This window comes from Streptomyces sp. SID14436, from assembly GCF_010548465.1.
Classification (GTDB): domain Bacteria; phylum Actinomycetota; class Actinomycetes; order Streptomycetales; family Streptomycetaceae; genus Streptomyces.
Genome location: NZ_JAAGMD010000164.1, coordinates 1 through 15,172 on the forward strand (window position 1 = coordinate 1; position 15,172 = coordinate 15,172).

17 protein-coding genes and 1 riboswitch are annotated in these 15,172 nt (G+C 73.9%); of the genes, 6 read left to right on the forward strand and 11 right to left on the reverse strand.

Annotated elements, in window-relative coordinates; genetic code table 11:
- The 4 genes from G3I53_RS06190 to G3I53_RS06205 form a co-directional block, all read right to left on the reverse strand.
- Positions 1 to 572: DUF6328 family protein (locus G3I53_RS06190; RefSeq protein WP_239063602.1), on the reverse strand; the 572-nt coding region annotated here is incomplete at its 3' end.
- Between the two features lie 94 nt (positions 573 to 666).
- Complete coding sequence (locus G3I53_RS06195) at positions 667 to 1,140, reverse strand: C40 family peptidase (RefSeq protein WP_164338815.1); 474 nt, start codon at positions 1,138 to 1,140, stop codon at positions 667 to 669.
- Positions 1,141 to 1,143: 3 nt separating this feature from the next.
- Positions 1,144 to 1,346, reverse strand: a riboswitch (cyclic di-AMP (ydaO/yuaA leader).
- A gap of 346 nt (positions 1,347 to 1,692) precedes the next feature.
- Positions 1,693 to 2,001, reverse strand: a complete 309-nt coding sequence (locus G3I53_RS06200) for a hypothetical protein (RefSeq protein WP_164338814.1) — start codon at positions 1,999 to 2,001, stop codon at positions 1,693 to 1,695.
- 7 nt (positions 2,002 to 2,008) lie between these two features.
- Positions 2,009 to 2,644 carry an ATP-dependent Clp protease proteolytic subunit gene (locus G3I53_RS06205; RefSeq protein ID WP_164338813.1) on the reverse strand — a complete coding sequence of 212 codons (636 nt, stop codon included), beginning with the start codon at positions 2,642 to 2,644 and terminating at the stop codon, positions 2,009 to 2,011.
- 68 nt (positions 2,645 to 2,712) lie between these two features.
- Here G3I53_RS06205 and G3I53_RS06210 point away from each other — a divergent pair, with 68 nt between their 5' ends.
- Entirely contained in the window at positions 2,713 to 3,012 is a 300-nt protein-coding gene (locus G3I53_RS06210) for a type II toxin-antitoxin system Phd/YefM family antitoxin (protein ID WP_164338812.1), read from the forward strand.
- A 104-nt stretch (positions 3,013 to 3,116) separates the two neighbouring features.
- Here the strand turns inward: G3I53_RS06210 and G3I53_RS06215 are convergent, their stop codons facing one another.
- Positions 3,117 to 3,854 carry a lysophospholipid acyltransferase family protein gene (locus G3I53_RS06215; protein WP_164338811.1) on the reverse strand — a complete coding sequence of 246 codons (738 nt, stop codon included), beginning with the start codon at positions 3,852 to 3,854 and terminating at the stop codon, positions 3,117 to 3,119.
- Positions 3,855 to 4,231: 377 nt separating this feature from the next.
- Between G3I53_RS06215 and G3I53_RS06220 the strand changes: the two genes are divergently transcribed.
- Positions 4,232 to 4,684 (forward strand): RpiB/LacA/LacB family sugar-phosphate isomerase, encoded by a 453-nt coding sequence (locus G3I53_RS06220; RefSeq protein WP_164338810.1) that lies wholly within the window; start codon positions 4,232 to 4,234, stop codon positions 4,682 to 4,684.
- Between the two features lie 72 nt (positions 4,685 to 4,756).
- Here G3I53_RS06220 and G3I53_RS06225 read toward each other — a convergent pair whose 3' ends face one another.
- The 4 genes from G3I53_RS06225 to G3I53_RS06240 all read right to left on the reverse strand — a co-directional run bounded on the left by G3I53_RS06225 (position 4,757) and on the right by G3I53_RS06240 (position 10,046).
- The gene (locus tag G3I53_RS06225) at positions 4,757 to 7,204 is read right to left on the reverse strand and encodes a SpoIIE family protein phosphatase (RefSeq protein ID WP_164338809.1); all 2,448 of its coding nucleotides are present in this window, start codon (positions 7,202 to 7,204) and stop codon (positions 4,757 to 4,759) included.
- A gap of 180 nt (positions 7,205 to 7,384) precedes the next feature.
- Positions 7,385 to 8,611 carry an ornithine--oxo-acid transaminase gene (rocD, locus tag G3I53_RS06230; protein ID WP_164338808.1) on the reverse strand — a complete coding sequence of 409 codons (1,227 nt, stop codon included), beginning with the start codon at positions 8,609 to 8,611 and terminating at the stop codon, positions 7,385 to 7,387.
- Positions 8,608 to 9,420: a dimethylargininase gene (gene ddaH, locus G3I53_RS06235; RefSeq protein ID WP_164338807.1), complete on the reverse strand. Its 813-nt coding sequence runs from the start codon at positions 9,418 to 9,420 to the stop codon at positions 8,608 to 8,610. The genes rocD and ddaH overlap by 4 nt, the downstream gene beginning before the upstream one ends.
- A gap of 113 nt (positions 9,421 to 9,533) precedes the next feature.
- The gene (locus G3I53_RS06240) at positions 9,534 to 10,046 is read right to left on the reverse strand and encodes an Lrp/AsnC family transcriptional regulator (protein ID WP_164338806.1); all 513 of its coding nucleotides are present in this window, start codon (positions 10,044 to 10,046) and stop codon (positions 9,534 to 9,536) included.
- A 116-nt stretch (positions 10,047 to 10,162) separates the two neighbouring features.
- Here G3I53_RS06240 and G3I53_RS06245 point away from each other — a divergent pair, with 116 nt between their 5' ends.
- The 4 genes from G3I53_RS06245 to G3I53_RS06260 are packed head-to-tail and all read left to right on the forward strand — an operon-like array spanning position 10,163 to position 14,238.
- Positions 10,163 to 10,933 (forward strand): LytTR family DNA-binding domain-containing protein, encoded by a 771-nt coding sequence (locus G3I53_RS06245; RefSeq protein WP_164338805.1) that lies wholly within the window; start codon positions 10,163 to 10,165, stop codon positions 10,931 to 10,933.
- Between the two features lie 14 nt (positions 10,934 to 10,947).
- Positions 10,948 to 11,304: a hypothetical protein gene (locus G3I53_RS06250; protein ID WP_164338804.1), complete on the forward strand. Its 357-nt coding sequence runs from the start codon at positions 10,948 to 10,950 to the stop codon at positions 11,302 to 11,304.
- Between the two features lie 19 nt (positions 11,305 to 11,323).
- Positions 11,324 to 13,036 carry a cation acetate symporter gene (locus tag G3I53_RS06255; protein WP_164338803.1) on the forward strand — a complete coding sequence of 571 codons (1,713 nt, stop codon included), beginning with the start codon at positions 11,324 to 11,326 and terminating at the stop codon, positions 13,034 to 13,036.
- Entirely contained in the window at positions 13,033 to 14,238 is a 1,206-nt protein-coding gene (locus tag G3I53_RS06260; RefSeq protein WP_164338802.1) for a histidine kinase, read from the forward strand. Before G3I53_RS06255 ends, G3I53_RS06260 begins: the two co-directional genes overlap by 4 nt.
- A gap of 29 nt (positions 14,239 to 14,267) precedes the next feature.
- On the opposite strand, the gene G3I53_RS33195 is transcribed toward G3I53_RS06260, so the two are convergent.
- Together G3I53_RS33195 and G3I53_RS06265 are read right to left on the reverse strand one after the other, a co-directional pair.
- A complete protein-coding gene (locus tag G3I53_RS33195) occupies positions 14,268 to 14,441 on the reverse strand; it encodes a hypothetical protein (protein ID WP_192229406.1) in 174 nt (57 codons plus the stop codon).
- A 13-nt stretch (positions 14,442 to 14,454) separates the two neighbouring features.
- The coding region (locus tag G3I53_RS06265) for a septum formation family protein (protein WP_164438094.1) at positions 14,455 to 15,172 on the reverse strand (718 nt) is incomplete at its 5' end.

The window sequence follows — 15,172 nt, forward strand, 5'->3', positions numbered from 1 at the left end:
GGGGCGGGCGGACGCAGGCCGGAGGGCCGCCGGACGGTCTCCCGCAGCGGCGCCGGCCGGGGCGGCGGCACAGGCGTGCCCCGGCGGTCGTCCTCGGTGCCCGCGCGGCCCACCAGACGGGGGAGCAGTCCCCACAGCCCGAGGCAGACCAGAAACGTTCCGCCCCCCGCGGCGATCCCCCCGGACCGGCCGGTCGTCACGTCGACCACCAGCATCACCGCCCCGCTGAAGGCGAACGTCAGCACCACGAGACCGCAGGTCGCCAGCCGCGACGAGACCTGCACGATGCGCGGCTTGGCGCCCTGCTGGAACAGCGAGCGGTGCAGCGCCGCCGGCGCCGTGAACAGCGCGGCGGCCAGGACCGCCAGCAGCAGGGTGGTGACGTAGGTGGCGCGCTGCATCGTGTCGAGCGAGGTGAAGCGCGAGGTGAAGGCGAGCGACAGCAGGAAGGCGAAGAGGATCTGCACACCCGTCTGGGTGACCCGCAGTTCCTGGAGGAGCTCGACGAAGTTGCGGTCGGCGCGCTGCAGCGGGGTCTCGCCGCGCGCCGTGCAGGGTGGATGCTCGGCCATCCCGTACCAGTACCCGCACCGGCCGTCCCATGCCTGGCCAGGGCGGACGGGTGTGGCGGGGCGGCGGCCCTCCAAGTGCCGCCGCCCCCGCGGCTCACTTCACCCGGCCGTACCAGACGCTGCCGGTCCAGATCTTCTGCAGGCGTACCACGTCCCCGGTCTTCGGGGCGTGCCAGAGCTTGCCCTTCCCGGCGTAGATGCCCACGTGGTAGACGTAGCTGCCCGAGTGGAAGAACACCAGGTCGCCCGCCTTGCGGTTCTTGGCGGAGATGTGGCGGGTCTTGTTGTACTGCTGGGCGGCGGTGCGGGGGAGCTTCTTGCCCGCCTTCTTGAACGCGTACTGCGTGAGCCCCGAACAGTCGAAGCGGTTCGGGCCGGTGGCCCCCCAGCGGTAGGGCGCGCCCTTCTTGGCGGCGGCGACCTTCAGTGCCTTGGTGGCGGGGCTGGCGGCGGCGGCCTCGGAGGCGACACCGGGGACCACGATCGAGCCGCCGACGGCGGCGAGGGTGAGGGCCGAGGCCGTGCCGGCCCGGGCCATGAGAGACGGGACACGATTGAGCGCAGACATGCGCAACCCTTCGTCAGCCGCCTGTGAAGGATGACCTGTCGGATTCGGGCTGGCGAAGTTGCCCGGCCGCACGGATGCGGCTTCACCCCAAGGACTGCTCGGACCTGACGGTCCGGCAATCCGTCGTGCTGGGTCCTCCACTCCTGCCGATCCACTCCGTGTCGACCCGTCATCCGGGCGGCGGCAGGACTCGGCGTCCGCCCGGATCGCCCCGCCGCGGCGGCGGGGTCTTGTCGTCAGTCAGGGATCTTGACCCATGCCGTGCCCGATATCCCAACGGAACCGGGGGTTTGTGTTGTTACTCACCACTCATCCGTTCGGGTGGACATCCGTCCGTCCGGAGCGGCGTCCCGGCCTCCGAGGAGCCCCGGACCAGCGGCGGAATGCCTCATTCCGCAGTGGGGCCGGGCGTGTTGCGCAAGCCGGACGGGCCGGAAAATGGATGTGTGTCTACGCCGCTTGGGGGTAGCCCGTTCAGTCCGTTTCAACTCCCGTCCGGACGCGCCGCCGAGCGGTCCGCGCGTCCGGACGGCGTCCGCTCCCCGCTCCCGGTCAACTGCCGGAACGGGGCGGCAGCGTGACCCGTGCGGCGCGCCGCTCGCCGTCCAGCACGCGCAGGGCCCGGGCCAGGGTGGGGGAGTGCAGTTCGGTCTCGCCCCGACGGTGCATCAGGGCCAGTGCGTCGCGCAGCTCGGCGGCCCTGCCCACCAGTGCCTGGGCGGCCCGCAGCCCGCGGTAGGTGTCGCCGTCCCGGGCCGGGTTGATGCGCCCGACCAGGTCGACGACCTCCAGGTAACGGTCGATCAGCTCCGCCTCCGCGCGGGTCAGTGCGGGCAGCGGCGGCAGTTCGGGGGGCAGCACCGGCCGCTCACCTCGCCCCGGGGGCCGTGGGGCGAGCGTCCCGGCGGCCGGGCACGACGGCGTCGGCGAGGCCGTACTCCACGGCCGCCGGTGCGTCGAGGACCAGGTCCCGCTCGATGTCCGCCCGCACCTGCTCCGCACCGCGGCCCGTGTGCCGGACCAGGATGTCCTCCATCCGGGCGCGCACCCGCGCCAGTTCGCCGGCGTGGACGGCCAGGTCGCCGGCCGGGCCCTCGACCGGCTCCAGCGACGGCTGACGCAGCACCAGGCGCGCCCCGGGCAGCACGAACCGCTTGCCCGGTGTGCCCGCGGCCAGGAGCAGCGCGGCGGCACCCTCCGCCCGGCCGAGGCACACCGTCTCCACGTCGCAGGTGACGAAGCGCAGCGTGTCGTAGAGCACCGACAGGGCGTGGAAGGAGCCGCCCGGCGAGTTCACGTACAGCGAGATGTCCCGCTCGGGAGCCAGGTGCTCCAGGTACATGAACTGGGCCGTCACGTCGTTCGCGGAAGTCTCGTCGAGCGGGGCGCCGAGGAAGACGATCCGCTCCTCCAGCAGTTTCGCGTACGGATCCGTGGTCCGGTGGCCGGAGGCCGTGCGTTCGGTGAACTCCGGCAGGGCGTGGCGGGCGGACGGCCGGGTCATGGGACCCCCTCCTGGCAGGCTGTGTCTGTAAAAAATGTACAGGACGTACATCACGTTAGGATGGAGGTATGGCCTACGAGATTCCGGTGACGCAAGCCAGGGCTGAGCTCGCCGACCTGACCAACCGCGTGGTGTACGGCGGTGAGCGCGTCGTCCTGACCCGGCACGGCAAGCCGCTGGCCGCCCTCGTCTCAGCCGATGACCTGCGACGACTCGAGGAACTGGAACGGCGGGCCCAGGCCGCGGAGGCGGCGGGGGAGCAGGTGGTGGTCAGCACGGTGTCCGGCATCCGCGGCACCGCGTCCGCTCCCGGCGAACAGCACCGCTTCGGCATCACCGCGGAGCACCGGGGACCGGCGCCCTCCTGATTCCGGCCCCCCAGCGGGAAGCGGCCCGCGCCCGCCGGCCGCCCGGACACGCCGAAGGGGAGGTGCGGCCGGGACCCCGGCCGCACCTCCCCCCGAAGCAGTGCTCAGCGCTGCGGCAGCCGCCGCGCGCGGCGTTCGCCCGTGGCCTTCCGGCCGGCCTTCCGCTCGGCGTCCGCGGCCTTGGCGGCGGCCGCGTACTGGTCGACGTACTCCTGCTCGGAGAGCGTCAGGATCGCGTACATGATCTCGTCGGTGATCGCCCGCAGGATCGCCTTCTCGTTCTCCATGCCCGCGTAGCGCGAGAAGTCCAGGGGCTCGCCGAACCGGATCACCACCGGGTGGATGCGCGGCACCACCCGGCCGGGCGGCTGGGCCTCGAAGGTGCCGATCATCGCGCAGGGGATCACCGGGACACCCGCCTTGAGCGCCATCACCGCGACCCCCACCTTGCCCTTGTAGAGGCGGCCGTCGTGCGAGCGGGTGCCCTCGGGGTAGATGCCGAGCAGCTCCCCCTTGGACAGCACCCCGAGCCCCTCCCGGATCGCCGCCTGGCCCGCCTCCTTGCCCGAGCGGTCGACCGGGATCTGCCCCGCGCTGCGGAAGAAGTACGCCGTGAGCCGGCCCTTGATGCCGGGCCCGGTGAAGTACTCGGCCTTGGCCAGGAAGGTGATGCGCCGCTTGAGCACGGCGGGCATCAGGAAGTGGTCGGAGAACGACAGGTGGTTGCCCGCCACGATCGCGGCACCGGACGACGGCACGTGTTCCAGCCCCTCGATGCGGGGCCGGAACACCAGTCTCAGCAGCGGCCCCAGCAGCACGTACTTGAGCAAGTAGTAGAACAAGGCACGCTCCTCGGCTCCGGCGGGCCGGTGGACCGCCGTTCTCCAGCAGGTCGACCGGCACGTGGCGGGGTGTCAGTCTAGGTCCGGGCGGCACCGCCCGGCACCAGGCCGGACGGGGCGGCGCGCGGCGCCGCCCGCAGGCGGCACGACGCCCGACCACGCCTGTGCCGGTGGGGACTTGTGCGGCTGGGGTGGCCCGCGGGACACACCCTCCTGCCGGACGGGGGCCGACGGCAACCCGCGCGGGAGCGTGTGACCGGATCTTGAGGGTCGCCGAGGGCGGCCCGCGCCCCGGGAAGGCGGCCATGGAGCGCCGCCGAGCGGGGCCCGTGTGCGGGGCACAGGCGCACGGCGGGACAGGCGCTACGCTCGATGGCATGCGGATCTCCGTCTCCTCCGACATGGACGAACCCGTGGCCCGGGCCCTGGTCGCCGCTCTGCGCGAGCGCGGTCACGAGGTGCGCCCGCACGGTGCCCTGAGCCCGGGCGACGACCCGCAGTGGGCGGTTTGCTCCGAGGCGGCCGCCCGCGAGGTCGCCGCCGGCACGGCCGACCAGGCCGTGGTCTGCTGCTGGACCGGCACGGGCGCCGCGATCGCCGCGAACAAGGTGCCCGGGGTACGGGCCGCGCTGTGCACGGACGCCTACACGGCGGACGGCGCGCGCCGCTGGAACGACGCCAACGTGCTGGCCCTCAGCCTGCGGCTGACCTCGGAGCCGCTGCTGGGGGAGATCCTCGACGCCTGGTTCGCGGGTACGCCCAGCGAGGACGCCGAGGACCGGGGGAACGTGCGGCACATCGAGGACCTCGACGGCGCGCGCGACCGCTGACCCGGACGTGACGGGACCGGACCGGCCCGGGGGGACGCCCGCCGGACCGGGCCTCAGCGCTCCGGACGGGCCTCAGTCCTCCGGTCCGGTGACCGCGATTTCGGCCCAGATGATCTTCCCGTGGGGCGCGAAGCGGGTGCCCCACCGCTGGGCCAGCTGGGAGACCAGCAGCAGCCCGCGCCCGCCCTCGTCCATGGCCCGCGGATGGCGCAGGTGCGGCGCCGTCGCCCCGCTGTCGAACACCTCGCAGACCAGCGAGCGCCCCCGGATCAGCCGCAGCCGCACGGGCCCGTCGGTGTACCGGATGGCGTTCGTGACGAGCTCGCTCACCACCAGCTCCGTGGTGAACACCAGGTCCTCCAGCCCCCAGTCGGCCACCTTCGCCGTCGCCGTCCGGCGCGCCTCGGACACCACCGTCGGCGTCGACGGGAGATCCCACACCGCGACCCGGTCCCCGCCGAGCCGCCGGGTGCGCGCCAGCATGAGCGCCACGTCGTCGAACGGCCGGTCGGGGACCAGCGCGTCCACCACGGCCCGGCAGCACATCTCGAGCGAGGACGGGTGCTCCTGCAGCGCCCTGCGCAGCCGGCTCCGGTCGGTCCCGGCCGCCTCCGGGCCGTCGCGGGCCAGCAGACCGTCGGTGTGCAGCGCGAGCACGCTGCCCTCCGCCAGCGACAGCTCCCGCGCCTCGAACGGCGGGCCGCCCACGCCCAGCGGCGGGCCCTGCGGCAGCTCGACGAAGGTGACCGTGCCGTCGGGCGCCAGCACCGCGGGCGCGGGCTGCCCCGCCGCGGCCATCGCACACGTCCCGTCGACCGGGTCGTAGACCACGTACAGGCACCCGGAGCCCAGCCACTGGTCCGGCGCCCCCTCGGGATCGGAGCCCTCGTCCCGGGCCACGCTCCCCACCAGGTCGTCCAGGTGCGCCAGCACCTCCTCGGGCGGCAGGTCCAGCGCGGCCAGCGTGCGGACCGCGGTCCGCAGCCGGCCCATGGCCGCGGCGGCGTCGATGCCGTGCCCGGGGACCTCGCCCACGACCAGCGCGACCCGTGCCCCGGACAGCGGCACGAGGTCGTACCAGTCGCCGCCCAGGCCGGTCAGCTCGTCGGCCGGGCGGTAGCAGGCGGACACCTCGACGGCGTCCTGCTCGGGCAGCCGGCGGGGCAGCAGACTGCGCTGCAGCCCGAGCGCCGCGTTCCGTTCGCGGGTGTAGCGCCGGGCGTTGTCGACGCAGACCGCGGCGCGGGAGACGAGGTCCTCGGCCAGGTTCAGGTCGTCCGCGTCGAAGGGGTTCTGGCGGCGGCGCCGGTAGAAGGCCGTCAGGCCCAGGGTGGCGCCCCGGGCCCGGATCGGCACGATCATCACGCTCTGCAGGCCCAGCTCCAGGAAGGTGGACTGCGGCGCCCCGGAGTTCACGGCCCACTCCGTCTCCAGCGGGTCGAGCTGCTCCTGGCGCCAGGGCCGGCCGGTGGTCAGGGCGCGGGCCGGGGGCGAGTCGGCCCGGTACGCCGCCACCCCGCCGGTCTCCACGCCGGGCCGCGGCAGGTCCTCGTACACCGAGCGGTGACCCGCCCGGCGCAGTTCGAGCGTGCCGTTCCCGGTGGCCGGCCGGGGCGGCAGCTCGGCGCCCCGCAGCACGGGCTCCAGCAGGTCCACGGTGACGAAGTCCGCGAGGTCGGGCACGGCGACGTCGGCGAGCTCCTGCGCGGTGCGGCCGATGTCCAGGCTGCGCCCGATCTGCTCACCGGCCCGGTCCAGCAGGGCCAGGCGCTGCCGGGCCCGGTGCCGCTCGGTGATGTCGACGACCGTGTAGTACACCCCCATGGGGCGTCCGCGGTCGTCGTCGAGCCGGTTGAACGACAGCATGTGCGCGGTCTCGCGCAGCGGCGCCGACCGCACCCGGCCGACGTGCTCGTAGCCGACGACCGGCTCCCCGGTGCGCAGCACGTGCCGCATCTGCTCCTCGACCGCCTCGGCGTCCATGCCCGGCTGGACGTCGGCGAAGCGCAGACCCAGCCGCCGCAGCGCCGGCCCGCCGCCGAACTGCTCCAGCGCCGGGTTGGACCACACGAAACGCAGGTCGGTGTCCACGATCGCGAGGCCGATGGGCGACCCGGTGACCAGCTGCTCCAGCACCGACCGGCTCATGTCCCAGCCGGTCGAGCCGGTCAGCTCCGACAGCAGGACCAGCAGCGACGCCTCACCGCGCGGTGCCACGACCGTCGTGATCCGCGCCATGAGCCGCACGGGCCGGCCGTCACGGTGCAGGGCCGTCAGCAGACCCGCCCAGCCGCCCTCCGTCCGGCACCGCTCCACCAGGTCCGGTGCCCGCAGCGCGTCCTCCTCGGACAGCAGCTCGGCCAGCTTGCGGCCGACCGCGCCCTCGGCCGGATACCCCAGCAGCCGCTCCGCCCCGGGTGTCCAGCCCGACACCACGCCGTGCGGATCCGACAGCAGGGGGACGGCGTCGGCCACGTCGAACCCCTGCCGGGTCGCGTCCTGCTCCTCGTCTCCGCCCACGGCCGGCCTCGCTGTCGCTGGGGGTGGTCTACGACCTCTTGCCCCCCATCTTCACCCCGGGACCGAGTGCGCGGCTCCCCGGAGCGCCCCGCGGGAAGGGACGGACGGGAGAGGCCGGTGGGACGGCCGGCGCGGCACCCGTCCGCGCCGGCCGTCCCGCCGGTCCGCCGCGCCCGGGCCTCAGGCCCCCGCGCCCAGCACCTTCTCCAGGGTCCCCAGGGCCCCCGCCAGCTCGTCCGACGTGATCGTCAGCGGCGGCGCGAGCCGGATCGTGGAGCCGTGGGTGTCCTTGACCAGGATGCCCTCGCGCATGAGGCGCTCACTGACCTCGCGCCCGGTGCCGAGCGCGGGGTCGACGTCCACCCCGGCCCACAGCCCCCGGGCCCGGAAGCCGACGACGCCCTTGCCGACCAGCGACTCCAGACCGCCCCGCAGCACCACGCCCAGCTCGGCCGCCCGGCGCTGGAACTCGCCCGTCTCCAGCAGTTCCACCACCGCCGTGCCGACCGCCGCCGCCAGCGGGTTGCCGCCGAAGGTCGACCCGTGTTCGCCGGGGTGCAGCACCTGGAGCACCTCGCGGCGGGCGACCACCGCCGACACCGGCACGATGCCGCCGCCGAGGGCCTTGCCGAGCAGCACCATGTCCGGGACGACCGACTCGTGCTCCACGGCCAGGGTCCGGCCCGTGCGGCCCAGGCCCGACTGGATCTCGTCGGCGACGAACAGGCACCCCTTGCGGGTGGTCAGTTCGCGCACCCCGGCCAGGTAGCCGTCGTCCGGGATGATCACGCCGGCCTCGCCCTGGACGGGCTCGATCAGCACGGCCGCCGTGGTCTCGTCCACGGCCTCCTCCAGCGCCGCCAGGTCGTTGTAGGGGACCACGCGGAAGCCCGGCGTGAAGGGGCCGAAGCCGCGGCGGGCCACCTCGTCCGTGGAGAAGCTGACGATGGTCGTCGTCCGGCCGTGGAAGTTGTCCGCGGCCACCACGATCGTGGCCCGGTCGGCGGGCACGCCCTTCACGTCGTAGGCCCACTTGCGGGCCACCTTGACCGCGCTCTCCACCGCCTCCGCGCCGGTGTTCATCGGCAGCACCATGTCGAGCCCGGTCAGCGCCGTCAGCCGCTCCGCGAACTCGGCGAGCCGGTCGTTGTGGAACGCGCGCGAGGTCAGGGTGAGCCGGTCCAGCTGGCGGTGCGCGGCCTCGATCAGCCCCGGGTGCCGGTGGCCGAAGTTGAGGGCCGAGTATCCGGCCAGCATGTCCAGGTAGCGGCGGCCCTCCACGTCCTCCACCCAGGTGCCCTCCGCCCGGGCGACGACCACGGGCAGCGGGTGGTAGTTGTGCGCGAGGACCGGTTCCTCGGCACCGATCAGATCGGCGGACGAACGGGTACGGGCGGCAGTGGTCATGAGCGGATCTCCTGAGTGCAGCACTTGATGCCGCCGCCGGCCTTGTGGAACTCCGACAGGTCGACGGGGACGGGAACGTAACCGCGGTCGGCGAGCCGGTCCGCGAGGGCCGTCGCCCCGGGCGAGATGAACACGTGGCGGCCGTCCGAGACGGAGTTCAGGCCGAAGGCCATCGCGTCCTCGCGGGTGGCGAGCACCGCGTCCGGGTACAGCCGGGCCAGCACCTCGCGGCTGCCGGGCGAGAACGCCTCCGGGTAGTACGCCACGTTCTCGTCGTCCAGCACGAACAGCGCCGTGTCCAGGTGGTAGAAGTACGGGTCCACCAGCGTCAGGCTGATCACCGGCACCCCGAAGTGCTCCTGCACCTCGCGGTGCGCCTCGCGCGTGGTGCGGAAACCGGTGCCGGCCAGGATCCACCGCCCGGCCGGCACGAGGTCGCCCTCGCCCTCGCACACCGACTCCGGGTGGTGCACCTCGTAGCCCTCGGCCTTGAACCACGTCTCGTACGCCGCGGACTCCGGGCGCCGCTCGGGCGCGTGGAACAGGGAGCCGAACACACGGCCCTCCACGACGACCGCCGCGTTCGCGGCGAACACCATGTCGGGCAGACCGGGTACGGGCTTCACGTTCTCCACGGTATGGCCGTGGTCCCGGTACGCGGCGACCAGCGACCGCCACTGGTGCTGGGCGCGGGAGACGTCGACGGGACGGTCGGGGTGCATCCACGGGTTGATCGCGTAGCGCACGGCGAAGTGTCTGGGTTCGCAGACGAGGTAGCGCCGCGGGCTCGGCACACGGGAGTCGGACACAGAGGGTTCCCTCCGCTTCCACACGGTGACGATGGGGTGATTCCACGGTATGGAGCCCCCCGGGCGGCCGACAAGCGACAACAGCTGCGCGTTCCCGCATGAACGCTGCGTCTTCAGCCCTCCGGACGCACGTCTGCTGCGCCCTCCGGAGCGGGCTGGCTGGCACCCGCCTCCGGACTGTCCGGGATCAGGTGGGACAGCACCATGACGCTGATCGTCTTCCGCACGAACGGCTCGGCACGGATGCGCTCCAGCACCTCCTCGAAGTGCTCCACGTCCCGGGCCCGCACGTGCAGCAGCGCGTCCGCGCCACCGGTCACCGTCATCGCCGCGGCGATCTCCGGATGGTTGCGCACCACCTCCGCCAGCCGCCGCGGCGGCGCCGCCCCCTCGCAGTACACCTCCACGTACGCCTCGGTGCGCCAGCCCAGCGCCGACGGCTCCACCGTCGCCGTGAAGCCGGTGATCACCCCGGTCTCCCGCAGCCGGTCCACCCGGCGCTTGACCGCCGTCGACGACAGCCCGACGGCCGCACCGATCTCGGCGAAGGACGTCCTGGCGTTCGCCATCAGGGCATTGACGATCTTGCGGTCGAGCTCGTCGAACGGCGTGGGCCTGCTGTTCATGGCGGCACTGTATCCAGCGCAGCCCGCCGCCCCCGGCATCCGTCCGCCACCCTGTCCTGCGGGAACGTCCACCCGGGGCGTGTCCAGACGTGACGTTCGGCCCTAGACTCCCGGCCATGCTGCGCGCCCTCGCCGTCGACGACGAACGCCCCTCGCTGGAGGAACTGCTCTACCTGCTCAACACCGACCCCCGGGTCGGCAGCGCCGAGGGCGCCTCGGACGCCACCGAGGCGCTGCGCCGCATCAACCGCGCCCTGGAGTCCGGGCCCGACGGGCCCGACGCCATCGACGTCGTCTTCCTCGACATCCAGATGCCGGGCCTGGACGGCCTCGACCTCGCCCGCCTGCTGTCCGGGTTCGCCCGGCCGCCGCTCGTCGTGTTCGTCACCGCCCACGAGGACTTCGCCGTCCAGGCCTTCGAACTCAAGGCCGTGGACTACGTCCTCAAACCCGTCCGCAGGGAACGCCTGGCCGAGGCGGTCCGCCGGATCGCCGAACGGCGCGTCCCCGCCCCGCGCGAGAGCGGCCCGCGCATCCCGGTGCACGAACCCGACCCCGACCACATCGCCGTCGAACTCGGCGGGGTCACCCGCTTCGTGGCCGTGGACGACATCACCCACGTGGAGGCCCAGGGCGACTACGCCCGGCTGCACACCGCCCGCGGCAGCCACCTGGTGCGGATCCCGCTGTCCACCCTCGAGGAGCGCTGGCGCTCCCGCGGCTTCGTCCGCATCCACCGCCGCCACCTGGTCGCCCTCGGCCACATCGGTGAACTCCGGCTGGACGCGGGTACGGTGAGCGTGCTGATCGGCACCGAGGAACTCCAGGTCAGCAGGCGGCACGCCCGCGAACTGCGCGACCTGCTGATGCGCCGGACCGCGGGATAGAGAAGGACGACGCCATGCCCCAGGACCCCACCGAGCGCCGCGTGGTCGTCACCGGACCGCCCCGCCGCGCGCGCCGTGCCTTCGGCTACTACCGCCCGCGCACCGAGATCGACGAGCAGACCACCCTCGGCCACACCTACGTGCGCTCCCTGATGCGCATCCAGCTGCGCGCCGGACTCACCGTGTTCGCGGTGCTGGTGCTGCTCATCGGACCGCTCCCGCTGGTCTTCGCCGCCGCCCCCGACGCCGGCCTGGAGTGGGGGGTGCTCGGCTTCGGCCTGTACGCCCCGCTCGTCCTGCTCGCCCGCTGGTACGTGCGCCGCGCCGAACGCAACGAACGCGACTTCGTGCGGCTCGTCGAGGACCGCTGAGACCGGGACCCCCAGTGCCGTGAACTCCAGCTACGCCGTCCCCGCCGTCGCCCTCGTGCTCGTCTCGACCGTCCTCGTGGGCGCCTTCGGCTTGCGCATATCGCGCACCACCTCCGACTTCTACGTCGCCTCCCGCACCGTCGGCCCACGCCTCAACGCCGCCGCCATCAGCGGCGAGTACCTGTCCGCCGCGTCCTTCCTCGGCATCGCCGGACTCGTCCTGGTGCAGGGCCCGGACATGCTCTGGTACCCGGTCGGCTACACCGCCGGCTACCTGGTGCTACTGCTGTTCGTCGCCGCCCCGCTGCGCCGCTCCGGCGCCTACACCCTCCCCGACTTCGCCGAGGCCCGGCTGGCCTCCCAGGCGGTGCGCCGGCTGGCGGGGGCGTTCGTCGTCGGCGTCGGCTGGCTCTACCTGCTGCCGCAGCTCCAGGGCGCCGGACTGACCCTCACCGTGCTGACCGGCGCGCCCGACTGGCTCGGCGGGGTGAGCGTCGCCGTCGTCGTCACCGCCATCGTCGCCGCCGGCGGCATGCGCAGCATCACCTTCGTCCAGGCCTTCCAGTACTGGCTCAAACTCACCGCCCTGCTCGTCCCCGCCTTGTTTTTGGTCCTCGCCTGGCAGGGCGACGGAGCACCCCGCCACACCTTCGACGAGCCGGCGGCCTTCCGCGAGCAGCGCGCCGTCCGGGTCGAGGACAGCCTCACCCTCCGGCTCGACGAGCCGCTCACCGTCACCGTGGACGGCTCCGTCGACGGCCGCCGCCACAGGGGCGGCGAGGTCACCCTCCCCGCGGGCAGCCACCACATCGCCGCCGGCACCCGCCTCACCTTCGCCGAGGGCGCCGAGGTGCCCTCCGCCGGGCAGGGTGCCGACGACGCCCTCTCGCCGTCCCGGGCCGAGTCCCGCGAGGAACGCCCGCTCTACGCCACGTACGGCCTGATGCTCGCCACGTTCTTCGGGACCATGGGATTGCCGCACGTCGTGGTGCGCTTCTACACCAGCCCGCACGGCGTCGCCGCCCGCCGCACCACCGTCGCCGTCCTCGGCCTGATCGGCGCCTTCTACCTGCTGCCGCCGCTCTACGGCGCGCTCGGCCGCCTGTACGCGCCCGAGCTCACCCTCACCGGCAACGCGGACGCCGCCGTCCTGCTGCTGCCCGGGCTGATGATCGGGGGAGTGGGCGGCGACCTGCTCGGCGCCCTGGTGGCGGGAGGCGCCTTCGCCGCCTTCCTGTCCACCGCGTCCGGACTGACCATGGCCGTCGCCGGGGTGCTCACCCAGGACGTGCTGCCCTCCCGGGGGGTGCGCCACTTCCGGCTGGGCACGGTACTGGCGATGGCCGTCCCGCTCGCCGGGAGCCTCCTCGTCGGCGGCCTGCCGGTGGCCGACGCCGTGGGCCTGGCCTTCGCCGTGTCGGCCTCGTCGTTCTGTCCCCTGCTGGTCCTCGGCATCTGGTGGCGCCAACTGACCCCGCCCGGTGCGGCCGCCGGGATGCTGGTGGGCGGCGGCGCCGCCTTCCTGGCGGTCGCCGCGACCATGGCCGGCTATCCCGGCCAGGGCGCCTGGCACGCGCTGCTCGCCTGGCCGGCCCTGTGGTCGGTGCCGCTGGGCTTCCTCACCATGATCCTCGTGTCGCTGGCCACCCCCGGCCGGGTGCCGCCCGGCACGGCGGCCGTCCTGGCCCGCTTCCACCTGCCGGAGGAACTGCGCACGGAGGTGTCCGCATGAGCGGTTTCCTGGCCGGACTGCTGGTCGCCGTGCTGCCGCTGCTGGCCGCCGGCTTCTGGCTCGGCCGCCGCACCGCCCGCCCGGCCGGACTGGCCGGACTGGGCACCGACGTCGAGCACGCCACCTTTGAGACCCTGCACACCGCGTCCCTGGCCACGCCCCCGCTGCGGGCCGGCCTGACCGAGGAGACCGCCCGCAAGTCGGCCCGCAAGCTGCGCTCCCTGCTCGGCACGGACGCCCTGTGCCTCACGGACCGCGAACAGGTGCTGGTCTGGGACGGCGTGGGGGCCCACCACCGCGCGGAGATCATGGAACGCCTCGCCGGTCCGCTCGACACCGGCCGCGGGGAGGCGTTCCCGCTGGCCTGCGACACGGCCGACTGCACGGTGCGCTGGGCCGTCGTGGCGCCGCTCACCGTCGACGACCGGGTGCACGGTGCGCTGGTCGCCTGCGCGCCGCGGGAGTCCGCGGTGCTGGTGCGGGCCGCCGGGGAGGTCGCCCGCTGGGTGTCCGTTCAGCTGGAGCTGGCCGACCTCGACCAGTCCCGCACCCGGCTCATCGAGGCCGAGATCCGGGCCCTGCGCGCGCAGATCTCCCCCCACTTCATCTTCAACTCACTCGCCGTGATCGCCTCGTTCGTGCGCACCGACCCCGAGCGGGCCCGCGAACTGCTTCTGGAGTTCGCCGACTTCACCCGCTACTCGTTCCGCCGGCACGGGGACTTCACCACGCTCGCCGACGAACTGCACGCCATCGACCACTACCTGGCCCTGGTGCGGGCACGCTTCGGCGACCGGCTCTCGGTGACCCTGCAGATCGCGCCCGAGGTGCTGCCGGTCGCGCTGCCCTTCCTGTGCCTCCAGCCGCTGGTGGAGAACGCCGTCAAGCACGGCCTGGAGGGCAAGGCCGACAAGTGCCACATCCAGATCACCGCCCAGGACGCCGGCGCCGAAGCCCTCGTGGTGATCGAGGACGACGGCGCCGGAATGGACCCCGGCACGCTGCGCCGCATCCTCGCCCACGAGGCCGGCTCCACCGGCGGGATCGGCCTGTCCAACGTCGACGACCGGCTCCGGCAGGTCTACGGCGACGACCACGGGCTGGTCATCGAGACCGCCCTGGGGGCCGGCATGAAGATCACCGTACGGCTGCCGAAGTACCAGCCCGGGGTCCATTCCGCGGGGCGGCTCGCCCCGAAGTGAGGGAGGAGGTGTGCTGCCACGCGTGAGCCTCAGCTGCGCGTGGCCGCGACTCCGAGGGTGATCACGCCCAGCACGACCCAGCCGAACCACAGCCAGCCGTTGCTGCCGAGCGCCACCGTGTAGGCCGTCACGGCGACCAGGGCGCCGATGGTGAGCGCCCCCATCGTCTTCACCGGAGTGGAACCGTTCGCAGAACCGGGCATCGCGACACCCTCCTCATGGTTCGGTTCCCTCCATGGTGCCCCCGTTGCGCCGCTTCACGGTGCACACGGCGACGTGTGGGCCGGTTTGCGGTGGTTTGTCGCTGGTCCAGGCCCCGGACACGTACAAGGAGGGGTCGAAGCCGTAGTCACGCGGCGGCACCTCCCGCGCGCAGACCTCGACGGCCGCGCCCCGCCCGGCCCCCGCGCGCGGGACGTCCTCTTCGCCCAGTCGGGTGAATCCGAGCACCTGTTCCTCGTACCGCCCGCCGCACGGCACCAGCCGGGCGGTCCCGCGGGGCGTCGCGTCCAGGCAGTCCCGGCGCTGCATGGCCGCGGGGTCGGCGAACTCGGTGCCGAACCGGCGGCGGTCGCCCAGCGGGCCGAACACCGGACCGTGCGCGCCCAGCACCAGACAGGCCGTGCGCCGCCCGGCCGCCTCGAACCCCTCCGCAGAGGGCACGACGGCGACCGAGCGGACGTCGGCCAGCCGCTCGCGGGCCTGCCTGGTCCGTTCCTCGCAGCGCGCCGGACCGTGGTCCCGGGCCTCCTCGGCGGAGGCGGCCTCCACCACGGCCATGACCTGCCCGTCGGGGGCCCGGCCCGCGCAGCCCGGGTCGACGGCGAGCCGGGGCGCGCCGGTGAAGCGGCGGCCCGCGGGCCAGTCGGCCAGCACACAGTCCCCCTCCCGCAGGGGTTCGGCCAGCCCGACGGCCTCCCCGTAGGGCATCGCC